11 protein-coding genes are annotated in these 16,630 nt (G+C 47.7%); 9 read left to right on the forward strand and 2 right to left on the reverse strand.

The features are described from left to right. Positions 1–19: 19 nt before the first annotated feature. Positions 20–2,737, reverse strand: a complete 2,718-nt coding sequence (locus GC102_RS21610; protein ID WP_171691324.1) for an MGH1-like glycoside hydrolase domain-containing protein — start codon at positions 2,735–2,737, stop codon at positions 20–22. A 125-nt stretch (positions 2,738–2,862) separates the two neighbouring features. Between GC102_RS21610 and GC102_RS21615 the strand changes: the two genes are divergently transcribed. Beyond that, on the forward strand, positions 2,863–3,723 hold the full coding sequence (locus GC102_RS21615; protein ID WP_171691325.1) for a helix-turn-helix domain-containing protein: 861 nt from the start codon (positions 2,863–2,865) through the stop codon (positions 3,721–3,723). A 34-nt stretch (positions 3,724–3,757) separates the two neighbouring features. Here GC102_RS21615 and GC102_RS21620 read toward each other — a convergent pair whose 3' ends face one another. Next, on the reverse strand, positions 3,758–4,543 hold the full coding sequence (locus GC102_RS21620) for an AraC family transcriptional regulator (protein WP_171691326.1): 786 nt from the start codon (positions 4,541–4,543) through the stop codon (positions 3,758–3,760). Positions 4,544–4,782: 239 nt separating this feature from the next. Between GC102_RS21620 and GC102_RS21625 the strand changes: the two genes are divergently transcribed. From GC102_RS21625 to GC102_RS21660, 8 genes are all read left to right on the forward strand, one after another. Beyond that, positions 4,783–5,004, forward strand: a complete 222-nt coding sequence (locus tag GC102_RS21625; protein WP_171691327.1) for a hypothetical protein — start codon at positions 4,783–4,785, stop codon at positions 5,002–5,004. Between the two features lie 135 nt (positions 5,005–5,139). Further along, positions 5,140–8,388: a right-handed parallel beta-helix repeat-containing protein gene (locus tag GC102_RS21630; RefSeq protein ID WP_171691328.1), complete on the forward strand. Its 3,249-nt coding sequence runs from the start codon at positions 5,140–5,142 to the stop codon at positions 8,386–8,388. Between the two features lie 88 nt (positions 8,389–8,476). Next, entirely contained in the window at positions 8,477–9,235 is a 759-nt protein-coding gene (locus tag GC102_RS21635) for a sugar phosphate isomerase/epimerase family protein (RefSeq protein ID WP_171691329.1), read from the forward strand. Between the two features lie 192 nt (positions 9,236–9,427). Continuing rightward, complete coding sequence (locus tag GC102_RS21640; protein ID WP_171691330.1) at positions 9,428–11,551, forward strand: helix-turn-helix domain-containing protein; 2,124 nt, start codon at positions 9,428–9,430, stop codon at positions 11,549–11,551. A gap of 161 nt (positions 11,552–11,712) precedes the next feature. Further along, positions 11,713–12,645 carry an ABC transporter permease gene (locus GC102_RS21645; protein ID WP_216628121.1) on the forward strand — a complete coding sequence of 311 codons (933 nt, stop codon included), beginning with the start codon at positions 11,713–11,715 and terminating at the stop codon, positions 12,643–12,645. Beyond that, positions 12,645–13,529: a carbohydrate ABC transporter permease gene (locus tag GC102_RS21650; protein WP_171691332.1), complete on the forward strand. Its 885-nt coding sequence runs from the start codon at positions 12,645–12,647 to the stop codon at positions 13,527–13,529. Before GC102_RS21645 ends, GC102_RS21650 begins: the two co-directional genes overlap by 1 nt. Before the next feature lie 108 nt (positions 13,530–13,637). Next, a complete protein-coding gene (locus GC102_RS21655; RefSeq protein ID WP_171691333.1) occupies positions 13,638–15,176 on the forward strand; it encodes an extracellular solute-binding protein in 1,539 nt (512 codons plus the stop codon). 61 nt (positions 15,177–15,237) lie between these two features. Next, positions 15,238–16,503 carry a polysaccharide pyruvyl transferase family protein gene (locus GC102_RS21660; protein ID WP_216628122.1) on the forward strand — a complete coding sequence of 422 codons (1,266 nt, stop codon included), beginning with the start codon at positions 15,238–15,240 and terminating at the stop codon, positions 16,501–16,503. The last annotated feature ends 127 nt before the right edge of the window (positions 16,504–16,630 follow it).

Consider the following 16,630-nt stretch of genomic DNA (forward strand, 5'->3'; position numbering starts at 1 on the left):
CTAAAGGGCGTTTTTTCAGCTAGTGTGCGGTTCTGATAGATACGGTACCACTCCATTCCAAAGCCGGTAAGGTAATCTCAATCGTACCTGCATGAAGAGTGCGCGTTTGCAGCGGTGTACCGTCGGCTTCAGCCCTGTATTCGGTTCCCTCCGCCAATACGACCAGCAAAAGCCCTTGCTTGCTTGAATATTTGATTAACCTGATATCGGCCTGTGCATGATACGGGGCAAACCGGACATCGGTAATCCACGTATCGAAGCCTGCAGTAACCGTACCCGGACGGTAAAGCGCTGCAAACCAATTAAGCACGGGACTGGATAATCCGCCAAAATGATGCCAGCCCGCACCTTTGCCCGTTTCGATGATGAAATGCTCTGCGGTGTTATAGGTCTCTTCGACGGATCGTTTCCATACGTTCAAGGCGGTAGTGGCAATCTTCTCGGCTAGCTGACCGAAGCCGGCATCCAACAGCGCTTTCCAAATAAACCACTGGTGAGGCATCCACACGGACCCGTTCCAATACCCGTCATGCCGGTAATAAGGCGCGCTCTGGTCGACTGTAGAGATTCCGACATCAGACCACAGCCGCCCTGGGTCTGATAAATGATCGAGCATTCGACGTTCCTGTATCGTAGTGACAGCGCCGGCAATCAACGGTTGAATGCCGTCAAGGCCTTTATTGTAATTGTCACCGTCCGGATGCTTCAAAATGCCGTAAGGCTCACCCTGTTCATTATGAAGAACATAAGCGAAATAGCCGGACTGTTCATCCCATGAATACTGTTGAAGCGCGTCGGTCCAAGCAGCAATATCGCTCTCATATATCTGGATGTCGCTTTCCAGGTTGCCCAGTTGATATGCGGCCATCTTTAGTATTTTGGCAATGCGGATGGCATGGGCCGTAGTAACGACTGGAGCCGTTTTGGCTGACAGCTTATTGTGATGCACATACTCCTGAGCGGGATAATCGTCCCAACCGCCTGAATTATAAAAGTAAGCGAACGGGTTCAGTAGCTGGGACCGGAGCTGTCTCATGAGCGAGCCTTCTGCATGTCCCGCGTAAAACATATAATATTGCTTCAATCGGGGATAGAAAAAGGCCAGCAGCTCCATGGATCTGGTGCGATTCCACAGCTCCATGTACAAATAGTGCTGAACCGGGACGATACTGCCATGATGGATGAAGCTGGCATGCCGGTCCCCCGGCTCCGTAACGTAGGCGTTCAGCACATCGGAGGCACGTTCGATATCGATATCGCAGAAGCCGATCCCGATGAACCCTGAATCCCAGGTGTATAAGCTGTCCCAGAATCGCCCCGGGGTAAAGTGACGGATGTAGGAGCGCCGTAAATAGATCGGATATACGATATTCTGGAGAGTTGTCGCCCGCAAGCGTTGTTGACTGAACCGATAGTAGCTTCCTGTGGAGTTAGACAAGGGATCGACTGCCCGCTGCTTCTTTATCGTGTACAAACGCTCACATTCCGCCTCATCAGCCTGAAAGTCTGTAAGTTGAAGAAGCACATCTTCCTTTGTTCCGCTGAAGACCATTCCATAAAGAATGCGAGAGGAACGAGGGGCAACGTTCACAGGACGGAAATAGATGTCGGTAAAATGACCGAGTCCATTGCCAACATAGGTTTTTGTTGCATTCCGACGGCTGTGGACCCGCATAAACTCATCAAGCGGGTAGTGTTGAACTTCTCGAAAATCGACCGGTTCAGCGGTCCACTTCAACCCGTAGTAAACATCGCTATTGCTGTATTTCAGCACAATACTATCCGGAGTAGGGCCAGGCAGTCGTTCTGGGACGAAGGAGGGCATAATTTCAGTGAAATCGATCTGGCTGGTCTCGGATGAACGGGTTAGAACAAAACCGTCAAGCCAGAGTTCTTGGCTGTTCTGCTCCGCACAGAAACTGACTTGATAAGCGCCGGCCGGAAGCTGTCCAATCGGGACATTTACGGTGCCAAGCGTATCGATCCCTTCCAAGATAAAAGCAGCTTTACGCTTAAAACCATACCCGTTGGTCCAGGTAACGCGGATTACAGCTCCTTGCAAATGAGAGGATTTGTATCTAACCACCATACTTGCCTGCTCTATTGTCCCGTTTACATTGACGTTGTAGGATATCTTGTCATTAGGATGATGACCGAAGGTTATACCGGAGCCGCTAACGAAGCCGTGTCCGCGAACTTCACCCCGGAGCAAGCCGCCGGAAATCATTGCTGTATTCATAGATTTGTCTTCATAGTAAATATCCGAATAATCCAGAGCATCCACCCAATAGGCGCCCTCAGGAAGAGTAACCCGGGATACTCGCAGAGGATCTGCACCGTTAAGCTTATGCAGCCTGTTATACGCTTGCATAGATGCGATAAAGTGGACGGTTAGGCTTTGCAGAGAGTCCGTACGATTCACGGCTTCACAGCGAATGAGACGGGAAGATTCTGACAGCTCGGAGAACGAGATGTCGCAGAATACTTGATCCTTCCACTCAATTTGATGGCGGTGACTGAAATAAGTCAGATCCGGTGCTGCTTCGGTAGGATGATAGCCGGAGTCGTACATGGCATTAGGCAGCAATATCTTATTCCTGTACACACCGGGGGCAACGATCAGATCGAAGCGGAGTCCCAAATCTGGATCGGCAACGTGGGATAAACCGCCAAAATCCTTGTTGTAGGGTCCCCATAAAGGGAGCCGGGGGTCATGAACATTTACGAAATGCTTCATTGAAAATCCTCCACTGGAATAGGTTTTCCCAAGTATACAATAGTGGAGGCTGGCGTTTCATTCCGAAATCTGTGAATAAAATATTGAATTCTGTTGTATGTGGTCCATTTGGGAGGGGATAAAGATTGGACATTTATCAAGAAACAATTCGATATGATTCCCAGTTGTTAGGTGCAAGAATTCTTGACATTTATAAAAGCGGGGTGCCGAAAATGACGCGCTGGCACGTTCATGAAGAAATGGAGCTCATCCTTGTCATCCAAGGCGGTATCGACATGGATGTCGACCATACCAAATATCGTCTGAAGCCCGATGACCTACTCCTGATCGGTCCGAACGAGCTGCATCGGTCCATGAAGCATCAAGACGATGTACACTATTGGGTATTACAATTCGATGTCAAGCATCACATGGACAGGAGCGCCCTTGCTTACTTGCCATGCTTCTTTAACCCGCTTAAGCCGATGTCTACTTACAACAGCCAACTATTTGCACAGGCTAACCTTCGGCATGAATTTACCGAACATATGCTGCTTATTCAGCAGGAGCTCAGCCAACGGCCGTTCGGCTACGAGATGGCTGTCTCTCTGCACATCGGCAGTATGCTGTTCAAGCTGCTTCGTATAGACCCCTCCGTACAACAGCCGGATCGGCTTTCAATTCTAGAGCGTCTTCAGCCCGCTTTGGCATATATTGATGCCCATTTGGAGGATAAAATTACAACAGCGGAGGTTTGCCGGCAAGTGAATCTCAGCTACGAGCATACTGCCCATTTATTCAAACTGGCACTCGGGATGTCCATCATTCAATTCGTCAACTACAAGCGGATCAAGAAAGCGGAGGTGTTGTTGGCTGCAGTGGGCATGACGGTAACCGGAGCGGCTCATGCGGTAGGGATCGAGAATTTGGCACACTTCACCAATCTGTTTAAACGCTGGAACCAAGTAACGCCAAGGGTTTTTCAACAATACTCAAAGCAGAGGTAAGGAGGGAACCTTTTATCAGATCGGATCGGGTTTCTTATATCCGGTATTTTTGTCTGAAGGAGGACGGATTGAGGCCGATCTTGGAGGTAAAGACCCGGCACAAATACGAGCCGCTTTCGTAGCCGCATTGGAAAGCGATCGATTCCAATGTATCGTCCGTTTCCAGCAGCAGCCTCTTCGCCTCCTCAAGACGTAGGGTCGTTACATAGGCGGCTGGTCCCACACCGTAAGCGGCTTGAAAGCGGCGGGTGAACTGCGATCGACTGATGCCTAGATTCGCAGCCATCTGGCTCATACTGAAATCAAGGCAAGCATGAAGCTGCAGATAGCTGTAGGCCTGCTGCATGAGCAGATCGTTTGTTTTATGCTGCTTCATGTGCTGGAGCAGCTCCAATTCTGTAAGCAGCAGCAGGTCGGGGAGCAAATATTGCTTTATGATGCTTAAACGGGCTGAAGGGTCATTCGTAAGAAGATGAAGATTGCGCAAATAATTGTAGGTCGAAGATAACCGGATCACATCCTGGATCGATATTTTACCGATAGGGAACGGGCAGTCGCTTTTGTCCTGCTTCACCTTTTGGAAATGGACATGATGAAACGTAATATCACTTAACGCGCTGCGCTTGAAGCTGACTTCAGCGGGACAAAACACAAGATCCCCGAGGGCGGCTTGTCCGGCAGTAGGGCCAATTGCAAATTCAAATGAGCCTGCTTCAATCGCGATTAAGGTTGGATGATCCAGAATCTGTTCCGTATGTCGAAATGCCGATTGAGGTCCAGCATATACATAGCCGGTTACCTGATAGTGGCTAGTGAGCATCAGCGTCCCTCTCCTCCGCTTTTTCCATTCAACAATAGAATATCCCTCCCTGTAAGCGGTTGTCAATCCTGAATTTGGCAGCTTGATAGCTGCAAAAAAGTGAAAATGACAGCTTTAAAAGTGTATATTCATGTGCAGTGCATACCTTTATACTGGGAATAAGCTAACATATATAGTTAGAAATAGGTGTCTTGACAAGGTGTGCGGATAGGCGTCTATTACAAGAGGAGGGCTTATCGATGCTCAAAAAAAGTGTCAACCTGCTTTTCTGCCTTGGCGGCAAGTGTACTTCTGTTAACCGCATGCATGGGGGCACAAACTCCATCCAAGGAGGGCGCAGCGGGGGTGGAAAGCCCGCGGAAGCTGCGCTAGCTGCCCAAGAGCCTGCTGAGTTCAGTATCTATTTGTGGACAATGCCGCAAACTGAATTTGATTTTATCGCTGAGCAGGCCAAAGTATAATTTCCACATATTACTTTGAAAGCGATTCCAAAAACAAGTCCAAGTAATCCCCGTCTAACTTTTTGTGTAAAGGGGGTGATACGAGCTAGATCCGTTATTGCTAACGGTTAACCTATTTCATGGGAGGTTTACTCAATGTTCAGTAGGAATAGAAAGATTGGCCTCAAAGCAAGCCTGGCCGTTATTGTCGCTTTAACCTCTGCTGGATTTACCGCGAAGGAGGACATGAAGATCGTGGAAGCCTCAACCGGGATTTCGTACTATGTTTCAACGACAGGCAGCGATGAAACCGGTACTGGAACTCTCCAAGCGCCTTTCCGAACACCCCATAAAGCAAGGGATGTAGTAAGGCAGCAAATTGTTGGAGGAATGAGTGAGGATATTACGGTAATGCTTCGGGAAGGCACTTATTATTTGGATTCTACCTTGACTTTTAATGAACTCGATTCGGGTCGAGACGGACATCACATTACATATCGAAGCTACCCGGGAGAGAATGCTGTGTTGGATGCAAGCAAGTCGATCACCGACTGGCAGCTCCATAACGGGAACATATATAAGGCGAATGTCGGTACCAATTGGAGCTTTGACAACCTTTTTGAGAATCAAGTGCAATCGATTAAGGCACGATATCCCAATATCCAGGGAGATACGAATGTGTATAACCGGGTGGAGGAGCTCGTAGCTGGTGAAGACCGGAAAAGCTTTGTGTTCGCCCAAGGGGATATCCCAGTGGTAGCCAATCCTTCAACACTGGAGACATATATATGGCCCGGAGGGATTCAGGGCTATCAAAATTGGTATTCCTATACGGTTGCTGTAAGCGCTATTGACTATGTAAAAAGGGTTGTCAGCCTATCAAAGCCTGTGAGTTATGTAATCGGTCCGGGATCCCGTTATTTCATGCAGGGAGCGCTGGAGTTGTTGGACCAGCCCGGCGAATTTTACCTGGATAAAAGCGCTGGAACCGTTTATTACTACCCTCACGATATTGCCAATCTGAATGGGGGCATCTCTGCACCATTCGCTGGTGATGCGATAAGGCTGAAAGGAAGTTCGGCATCAGCCCCGGTAAGGGATATTACGCTAGAGGCGCTTACGATTCGCAACACTGATGTTGGCAATGACGGTATCCACGGGGAGAATCTGGAACGTGTAATAGTGCTGAACAGCCGTATCCACAACACGGGCGAGCACGGCGTTCAGCTGCTGGGCTGGGCCAGATCGAACCGGGTAGAGGGTAACGAAATTCAGAATATCGGCTATAACGGAGTAAGTATCGAAGGAATTGGCAAAACAGCCGAGCATGTCAGTAGCGGAAATATCGTTACGAACAATCATGTACACCATACAGGGAAGTTTTACGGAAACAGCGGGGGTATCCGGATCTATGATAGCGGGGAAAATATCGTTTCCCATAACAGAATCCATCACTCTACGCGTTATGCCATACACATTAAAGCACAGCGCAAAGGCTATTTAATCGGTACGACTATAGACAATGTACAAGTGACAGAGAACAATTATCGTGATTACCAGCATGCTCGAAACAATATTGTGGAGTACAACGATGTTTCCCATGTTACGACAGATTCGCAGGATGCCGGCATCATTGCAGGCTGGGGAACGGGCACAGGCAATATTATACGCCATAATCTGGTTCATGACAGCGATCAGCAGCTGCTTACGGTTGTCCCGAGCCGCTCCTTCGGATATGGCATATATTTTGACGACAACTCAGACGATGTACTAATCCAAGGGAATATTGTCCATAGTCTCCAGAAGTTAGGAGGCGGATTTCTGAACAGCTCCGTAATGATCAAAGGGATCGGAATCCGGGTCGACAATAACATCCTAGCAAATAACCGTGAGAAAAACGGGACAATCGGCTCTACCCAAACCGGAGGCGAAATTTCTTCAGAGCTGGAGATTACTCGAAACATTCTGTATGAGAATGACGCAAAGCTTTATTCCATCAATTTCTGGGATGAAAACAAATTTGCTCAAGCAGACCATAACGTATATTTTACGACTAAGGGTGCCTATGAATTTGGCGGATCCATTCCTACACCGCACTATGAACGCTGGCTTGAACTGCAGCTAGGAAAATTCGATCAGCATTCGATCGTTGCAGAGGACCCCCGGTTCATGAATGCTTCGGAGCACGATTACCGACTGAAATACAATTCACCCGCGTATAAGCTGGGAATAACCGATCTTGATATCGAGAATATCGGCTTAACGAACGACTATCCATTTATTGACTCGAACGATTCGCTTGCCACTCTATTCGTCAAAAAAGCAGGTGAAGCGACAAACAAAGCATGGACCGTGCTGGCGGAAAATCAAAGCACGAAACTGAAGGTAGCCGGAAGAACCGTGAAAGGGTATTTGATTAAGCCTGCCCCTTCCTCGATCAGCTATTCCACCAGCCATCCTGCCGTGGCCACGGTCAACTCAGCCGGAGTCGTTAAAGCGGTTGGTTCCGGCGTTGCGATGATTACGGTTTCGGCAACATATAATGGAGTCACAAAGTCGACGAGCTATGATGTGCTTGTCAACGATAACTTAACATCGCTGGGGATTCAAACGCCGAATAAAATTCAGGTTGGCGCTTCTGTCAATGCGGATGTATACGGATTGTCGTCTTTTGGCAATTACATTGATTTAGGCGGCGCAGCGATCCAATATTCAAGCAGCGCACCGTCAATTGCCGCGGTTGATTCGAACGGTCAAGTCACAGGTGTAAGCACAGGCACGGTAACACTCACAGCTACGATGGTTTCAGGCGGCAACACCTACACAGTCAGTAAGCCGATGCAAGTTTATGTTACAAACCCGAATCTGGAGACGTATGATTTCGAGGGCACAAGCACTGGCGGTTGGGTGCCGCTCTCGGGTACTTGGCAGCTAGCCGAGGATGGTGATAATCACGTATATCAGAATACGAATACGGTGAACACAGCCAGAAGCTATCTCGGACATATTGTCCATGCCGACTACTCCCAGAAAGTCCGTATGAAAGTAGACGCATGGGGGACGGGAAATCCGGTTCGATTGGGTATCGTGGGAAGATACGTCAACAGTACTAATTTCTATTACGCCGTGTACGAGCGAACGACGGAGAGGTTTAAGATTTACAAAATCGTCAACGGCACTGTAAGTACAGTCGCTTCTTCCGGTGTCACTCCAGTCGACTTTACTTTGGGCTATCGTGAGATGAAGCTTGTTCTTGAAGGCACGTCCTTAGTATTGTATTTGGATGGCATTCAAGTGGTATCGGCTGTAGATTCCTCCTTCTTGGAAGGATATCCCGGATTATACGCCTACAACCAGAAAACGTACTTCGATGATATTGTTATAGAAGATATTTCAAGTAACTAGAAAGGTACCTTCATCATGATAAAGAAACTCTAAATGGGTATGGTTGAAATCGGAAAAGAAGTAAGGCTATCCTAGGGGGCTGCTATGCATGAAACACAAATTGGCTATTCAGCTGCATACTCTGAGAGATGAGCTCCAGCAAGACTTCATGGGTGTACTTCGTGAATTGGGGCGGATGGGTTGGGCGGGTGTACAGCCGGCAAGGCTGTATGGCAACGATCCAGAGGAAGTTGCGACTGTTCTCTCGGAAACCGGAATGAAGGTAGCCGGTATACACATTGGACTGGACCGATTCGAAGCCGATCTGGAAGGAATACTGCGGGAGGCTGAGATATTGCAAACCCGGGATCTGGTTTGTTCCATCGTTGGAGCTGCGTTTCGAAACGAGGAGGGCTACCGCAAAGCAAAAGCATTGCTTAATGAAGCTGCGCGCAAGGCACAAGAGAATGGGATGCGGATTAGCTACCATAATCACTCCTTTGAGCTGGAGACTACGATGGACGGAAAAAGCGCGCTCGAGTTTCTGCTCGAGCCGGCGGATAACAATCTGGTGCTGGCCGAACCCGACGTGTATTGGGTAAAGAAGGGGGGACGCGACCCGTACAGGTTCCTGAAGCCGTACTCGGGCCGTATCCCAATCATTCACTTAAAGGACATGACATTTGACGATGAACAGACCTTTGCCGAGATTGGCACCGGGAGCATCGACTTCCTTCCGATATTACGTTGGGGCGAGGAAAACGGCATCGAATGGTACGTGGTCGAACAAGATCAATGCTCCGGACCTCCTATGGACAGTGTGAGGCAGAGCTATCGCAATTTAATTCGTCTCACCGAAGCTCTGTAATGCAGCAAAGACAACCCGCTTTTTCTTTCTTAAGAGAGAGGAGGCGGGTTGCTTTTTCGTAGCAATCATGTATTTACTCTAACAAAATCCGCCTATATAATAAACTATGAACAAACGGTGTCCTTCCTGTTGTCTTTGAAGCCGAATGTAAGCGCTAACCATATTGTTGACCACATCAAGGAGGGGCAAGCGATGAAACGATTTCTCAACAAGCGATCGGAGGATTGGCGGCGGCTGATCTTGTCTTATTTAGCCTTGACTATTGTCATTATTCTGGTTATTGGCGGCTATTTAACGAAGCTGGCTCAGGAGATTCATACCCAGGAGCTCTCTCAGGAAAATCTCAATCAGCTGCAGCGTGTCCAAAATTTCGTGGAAGAAAATTATTTGAACCGGTACGAGCTCTCGATGCTCAATAAGGCCATGACCACCATTCGTTCCTCCAGTACCGAGGAAATCAACTTTTTTATGGAGAACGGGGTAGAAGGCAATTATTATAAGATCGTAAGACTTAGCAATGACCTTCGAACTCTCAAAATGGCCTCCCCCGGCTTGGAAAATATTTCGATCTACTTCAAGCAGTCGGATATGGTTGTAGATCAAGACTATTTCTATCAATCCCCGTCCAATTCACCGAATAATGAACTGCTCAGGGATATAGATTCAGCCGAGCCGCACCGTTGGTTTGCAAGAACGATCAGAGACCAGGAGGGAGCGGAGAAGCAGCTGCTGAGTTATATCTATACGCTTCCATATCGATCCAAGGGTATGCAGGTAAAAGGCTATATGATTATAGATCTGGACGTGATGGATGTTGTCCGCAAGCTGCAAGCGCTCATCCAGAATCCGGAGGACAGGTATTATATTTTTACCGAGAAGGATGTTCTTGCCGTTTCTAACACCATGCTCACCCAAGGAAATCAGCTCGAACTCTCTTGGGCGAATCTAACAGGCAAATTACAGGAGCGTGAAACCCGAACGCTGCAGTTGACTAAGGATGGGAAAGAGGTCAGCCTGTCAGCCTATGAATCGAATAGCGGCTGGAAATATGTCAGCCTGCGGCCAGTCGATTCCACCATGCTGCTTGCTCTTCAGCTGAAAAGCAAGGTGTGGGTCATTAGCTTGGTAGTGCTGCTCATAGGCATCATCTTATCCTATATGATGTCACTTGGCTTTCACAAGCGGATGCAGGGGATCAAGCTAAGGCTTCAGCAGATGCTTGAGGTTCAGCACAGTAAGCATTTGCAGGACCTGCTTGTCGGTAGACTGCCTGTCGAAGTGGATCAGCTGCCGTTACAGCAGCAGGGTCTATTTGTTGTGGCTCTCCTGGAAGTGGATCCGCATAACACAGCCACGTTATTACAAAAGCAATTTGAAATGAAAAAGCATGTCATACCCAACTTTTTCATTCCGATTAACAATCAGCAAACTGCTGTTATTTATTGCGTGGATCACCTTCACAAGTGGGAAGCCGTCCACCAAGTACGTAATGAGCTAGAGCATCTAAGAATTAAGCTGAGCAGTGAAATCAGATTTGCCGCGGCAATAGGAAGTGTTGTTCAAGGGATTGAGCAGATTCAGGTCTCCTATACAGAAGCGCAAGAGGCTATGGAATACGTCTTTATCGAGGGAATGTCCCTTCTCTTGGCCTATGAGGAGCTTGAACAGAAGCAGCCGATTTCGATTGAACTGCTGGAAAGTCAGGCGTTGGAGAATAAGCTTCGTTCCGGGGAGGAAGAGCTGGTGCGGGAGCATTATCAAGAATGCGCACGATACCTGATAGAAGCCGAGCATACGATTGAAGCTTACGAAATGCTGCTGCATCACATCGCCCTGACCTTAGCGAAGGTAGTATTGGATACCGGAAAAGGCAGCTTCAGGTTAACTTCATCAGACATCATTGCCGGCTACCGCAAGAGCTCATTGAAGGAGACGTTAACCTGCTTGGAGGATGTAAGTATCGAGTTTATGGCCTGTCAGAAGGAAATGGGAGATTCATTGTATGAGCGGATTGCCCTTCAATTGAAAGAATATATTGATCTTCATTTGGATCAGGATCTATCCCTGGATGATCTTGCCGAGTATGCAGCCTATTCCAAGCAATTCATCAGCAAGGTGTTCAAGGAGCGGTATCACTGTACCCTTGCAGACTATATGAGCAGGCAAAGATTGGAGCTGGCAAGGAAGCTGCTATTGGAAAAAACGCATACCATCGCAGAGATAGCACAGATGAGCGGCTTTCGAAGCGTTCCTTATTTCACTACAAAGTTTAAGCAATTCTGGGGAGTGACCCCGGCCCAATTTAGAAACCAATGAGAACTGCCCCCGAGACACCTCTCGCAGGGGCCGTTTTTCGTTATAACATAGCATTATTTCATATTCTGTAAGCCGGATTCAGATATTGAAATTGAAAATACCGAGCCTCGACGTGTACGATCAATTCATGAAACAGCAACATGAAAGGGGAGCTTAGCATCATGAAAGCGATTACCTCACTGTTTGATTCAGATGTGCGGAAGGAATACCGCAAATGCAAGTATTTATTCCTAATGCTGGTACCGGTTTTGCTCTATTACATCATCTTTGAGTATGGTCCGCTATATGGTGTGCAGATCGCATTCAAGGATTACCGTATCAGAGACGGAATTATGGGCAGCCAATGGGTAGGCTTTAAGCATTTCATTTATTTATTTACCGCTTCGCCTGATTTTTTCCGTATTATGAAGAACACCTTGGTGCTCAGCTTTTATCACATTGTATTTGGCTTTCCGGCACCTATCGTATTAGCGCTTTTATTTAATGAGATTCGTATCGAAGTGTTCAAAAGAATTACGCAAACCATCAGCTATCTGCCTCATTTTTTATCTTGGGTAGTACTTAGCGGGCTTCTGATCACCATTCTTTCCCCCACTACAGGTACGGTCAACCAGCTGTTGTCGATGATTGGAATGAAGCCGATCTATTTTTTAGGTGACCCTCAGTATTTCCGTTTCACTTTGATTGTCTCCTCCATATGGAAAGAAGTCGGCTGGGGCACTATCATTTATTTGGCGACAATTGCCAATGTAGATCCTGCCCAGTATGAAGCGGCTATTGTGGATGGAGCCAATCGGTGGAAGCAGACATTGCATATTACGTTGCCGGGCATTATTCCTGTCATCACGATCATGTTCATCTTCCGAATAGGCGCAGTGCTGAATGCAGGATTTGATCAAGTGCTGAATATGTATAGTCCGAATACTTACAGCGTGGCTGATATTCTGGATACGTATGTCTATCGGACCGGGCTTACCCAGCTGCAATATAGCTTAACTGCAGCCGTGGGGCTGTTTAAGAATATAGTCGCCTTTGGATTAGTGCTCCTCACGAACTATGTTGTCAAAAAACTGGGACAGGAGGGGATCATGTAATGCTGCCAAAGAGGACAAGTAAAGCAGAGCTCATTTTTCAATACGCCAATCTTGCAGCCATCACTTTACTTTGTGTCAGTGTGTTATACCCTTTTATTCATGTTTTGTCAGTTTCCCTAAGCACTCCCGCAGAGGCCGTTAGACCAGGCATTCATCTGTACCCCAAAGCGTTCACATTCTCAGCCTATGAGCAGGCTCTGCAGACCAAAGGGATCTGGATGGGCTACTACAATACCATCTTTCGAACGGTTGTTGGAACTATCCTTTCCTTGATTATCATGACCATGGGTGCCTATGCGCTTTCGAAGAAATATCTGCCTCATCGCGGGTTTTATACCATGTTTATCGTGATTACCATGTTCTTTAGCGGCGGCTTGATCCCCCTGTTTCTGCTAGTCAAGGGCTTAGGTTTGTACGACTCGCTGTGGGCGTTAATTATTCCGGGGCTCATCAATACCTTCTATATGTTGATAATGCGTAATTTCTTTTTTGGGATACCCCAGGAGCTTGAGGATTCCGCCAAGATGGACGGAGCGCATGATTTTCAAATTTTGTTTCGCATCATCCTGCCGCTTTCCAAGCCCATCCTTGCAACGATAGGGTTATGGCTTGCCGTCCATCATTGGAATGAATGGTTTCAAGGCTTGATCTATATACAGGACCAATCCAAGCTGGTACTGCAGATTTATCTTCGCCGGTTAATTGTGGAGAGCAGCGACCTGGAGACGAAGCAACTGATGGATCAAGCGTCGGATCAAGAAGTGGTTGCGGAGAGCATCAAGTCAGCCGTGCTGATGATTGCCACGCTGCCGATCCTTGTGGTGTACCCGTTTATCCAGAAATATTTCGTCAAGGGTGCGCTGGTCGGGTCGGTGAAAGGTTAGTGCGGTAAAGCTCTTGAAAGGGGAGATACCCGAAACAGGTTGAGACAGGGTTAAAAGTTGCCTAAGTACTTGATATGATCATGAACGAATACATTGGGAGGTCCTTACATGAAACGTTTGTCCAAATCCGTTGTTGCTATTGCTTTGTCCTTATCCGTATTGCTCGCGGGTTGTACCCGAGCCTCGACCCTTTCATCGAATCCCAGCACGAGCCCGGCTGAGAAACCAATAGAAATCAGCTGGCTGAGCTTTGATTTCCCTGAGGAGGACGGATCCTTCGTTCAGCAATGGATGGAGAAGAAATTTAATGTCAAACTAAAGAATATCCGGATTGATCGTACGAACTGGAAGGACCAGTTGAATTTACGTCTTGCTGCCAATGAGCTTCCCGATGTATGGCTGCTCTGGGGTCTGGCCGATGTCCGCGCCTATTCGCAGCAAGGACTGCTCGCTGAGCTGCCCATAGACGAAATTAAGAAGAATATGCCGACATTGGCCGACTTTATTGACAAGAACCAGCCGGAGGCTTGGAATGATGGGATTATTACCGGAAAAAGCTACGGAATCCCGATTACAAATCTGGAGGGCGTCATTCCGATAAATCCCTTTTATAATCAGGACTGGCTCAAGGCGGTAGGTTACAATGAGCCGCCGAAGACTCTGAAGGAGTTCGAGGATGTCATCTATAAATTCCGCAATAACGATCCGGACGGGAATGGAAAGAAGGATACCTATGGACTTACCGCATTAGGCAAAACAAATACTAACGAATCGCTGCAATATGTATTCGGTGCCTTTCAGACGAATCCGAGCTATTGGATGAAGGATAAGGAGGGTAAGCTTACCTATGGGATGATCACGGAGCCATCCAGAGAGGCCTTTCGATATTTGAGTAAATGGTTTAAAGATGGCGTGCTGGACCCTGAATTTCTAACCAGTGACGGTAAGAAGGAAGAGTTCGTCAACAAGCGCGTGGGAGTATCCAATGACAACTGGTCCAGCTTCCGTCCCAACGGCAGGATCGGTCAGACTGCTGCCAAGAACGGCGTTAAGATCGCGGTGGGTAAAGCATTGGATGGTCCCTATGGCCCTGGTAAGCTATCGGCTTGGGGACTGACTGGAAACTACATGGGCATGAGCGTGGATGCCGGGAAGGACCCGAAGAAAAAAGCCAAAATTTATGAAATTCTGAATTCCTTCTACTCCGATAAAGAAAGCTTCATGGCTTCCCAATATGGTGAGGAGGGTGTACATTACACGCTGCAGAACGGAATGCCGGTACCAAAAGAGGAATATAAGGATACCAAAAAGAAAATTTCTGCAGGATTCGGAAGCTATTACGGACTTCTTTCCAAAAAGGCAAAAGCCTTCGAAATGTATTCCTTCCCTGCGGAGGATCTATCACTTAGGGATCAGGCCACCAAGGGTGTGGAGTTGCTCTATAACATTAAGTTCAATGTAAACGCAATTCAGAAGTATTCGGATCTTCCCAATTTGGAGAAGGAGTACTTTATCAAATTTATAACCGGCGAAATCGATCTGGATAAGGGCTTCGACAAATTCGTAGAGTCCTGGAAGAAAGCCGGAGGAGAGGAAATAACCAACGAGATGAATGCGACCTACAAAGCACAATCGGGCAAAAAATAAATGAAGTGTGGTATTCATAGTCATAGCATAGGAACAAATAAACATACTTGGAGGAGATGTCGTGAATCAGCATAAGCGGGAAGAGATAGACAAGGGAAGAGCTCCACGTATTTTGCTTCGTTCCTCGTGGCAGGTAGTCAATATTGGAGATATTGCGCATACACCGGGCGTATTGACTTTGCTCGAGCAGTATCTTCCTAATGCCGAGGTCATCCTGTGGGCTTCCCCCGATCTTACTCAGGAGGTGATGGATATGGAGCACAAACGCTTCCCAAGCCTTCGTATTATAAAAGGAAGCATGGACTCGAATGGCCAAACCACGAGCGAGGAATTGGCTGATGCAGTTAGCTGGTGCGATTTCCTGCTGCATGGCTCCGGTCCTTACCTGGTCGCTAATGAAGATGTGCAGGCTTTCGTTGCGGCTACAGGTAAACCCTTTGGTGTATTTGGCATCACTTATTCCGGCAATCCGGTTGAGGAAGACATGCTGAACAAAGCGGAATTTGTTTATTTCCGGGACTCTGTCTCACTGGCTAAAGCTAAGGAAATCGGAATTGCTTGTCCTGTAATGGACTTTGGTCCTGACGGAGCCTTCTCCGTCGATCTTCGGGATGATGAGAAGGCTGAGCAATTTTTGCAGAAGAGCGGGCTGCAGGAAGGAGGGTATCTGTGCTGCATACCTAAGCTGCGGTTTACCCCTTACTGGAAAATCAGGAACAGCCCTTTTAATGAAGAGAGGCATCAGCGAAACGAGCAGATGAAGGAGCACGATCATGTTCTGCTTCGCGAGGCAATTACAGCCATTGTTCGTGAGACGGATATGAAAATCTTACTCTGCCCGGAGGACAGTACGCAGATGGAAGTAGGCAAGGAAATGATTTTCGATAAGCTTCCGGAAGATGTGCGCGCTCATGTCATCTGGAGAGAGAAATTCTGGTTAACAGACGAAGCATTGAGCGTATACGTTCGTTCCACCGGACTGTTCGGAAATGAAATGCATTCGCCGATCATGTGTATCGGCAACGGGATTCCTGCCGTTGTCTGCCGGTGGGAGGAGCAGACCAGCAAGGGTTATATGTGGCGTGATATTGGACTAGGGGACTGGTTGTTTGATCTGGACTCGGAAGTGGATCGAAGCAAGCTGGTTGCTGCTGTGCTGGGGATGGCGCAGCACCCGGATAAGGCCAAACGAAAAGCATTAGCGGCACGCAACTACGTAGTTCAGAGCCAAATGCGAATGGTGGAGACCTTACAAGAGTCACTTCGCAAATCTGCCCCGCTTGAGGCAACGCGAAAAGGTAACAGCTGGCATCAAGGTGATCTTTAACCCCGTGAAGTTCAGCGTGCCGGCTTCGAGTAAATACCCGGATTTAGCAAATCTTGTGAAGAACATTTCATCAAGTTCATCACAGGAGAAGTTGATCTGGATGCCGGTTTCGACAAGTTTGTTGAAA

The sequence above is a fragment of the Paenibacillus germinis genome, from assembly GCF_013141785.1.
In the GTDB taxonomy this organism is placed as follows: Bacteria; Bacillota; Bacilli; order Paenibacillales; family NBRC-103111; genus Paenibacillus_E; species Paenibacillus_E phytorum.

Excerpts from the sequence above, each read along its gene's own strand:
- GC102_RS21610 (WP_171691324.1), bottom strand. The coding sequence starts at position 2,737 with ATGAAGCATTTCGTAAATGTTCATGACCCCCGGCTCCCTTTATGGGGA.
- GC102_RS21620 (WP_171691326.1), bottom strand. The coding sequence starts at position 4,543 with ATGCTCACTAGCCACTATCAGGTAACCGGCTATGTATATGCTGGACCT.
- GC102_RS21635 (WP_171691329.1), top strand. The coding sequence starts at position 8,477 with ATGAAACACAAATTGGCTATTCAGCTGCATACTCTGAGAGATGAGCTC.
- GC102_RS21650 (WP_171691332.1), top strand. The coding sequence starts at position 12,645 with ATGCTGCCAAAGAGGACAAGTAAAGCAGAGCTCATTTTTCAATACGCC.
- GC102_RS21655 (WP_171691333.1), top strand. The coding sequence starts at position 13,638 with ATGAAACGTTTGTCCAAATCCGTTGTTGCTATTGCTTTGTCCTTATCC.
- GC102_RS21645 (WP_216628121.1), top strand. The coding sequence starts at position 11,713 with ATGAAAGCGATTACCTCACTGTTTGATTCAGATGTGCGGAAGGAATAC.
- GC102_RS21630 (WP_171691328.1), top strand. The coding sequence starts at position 5,140 with ATGTTCAGTAGGAATAGAAAGATTGGCCTCAAAGCAAGCCTGGCCGTT.
- GC102_RS21625 (WP_171691327.1), top strand. The coding sequence starts at position 4,783 with ATGCTCAAAAAAAGTGTCAACCTGCTTTTCTGCCTTGGCGGCAAGTGT.
- GC102_RS21640 (WP_171691330.1), top strand. The coding sequence starts at position 9,428 with ATGAAACGATTTCTCAACAAGCGATCGGAGGATTGGCGGCGGCTGATC.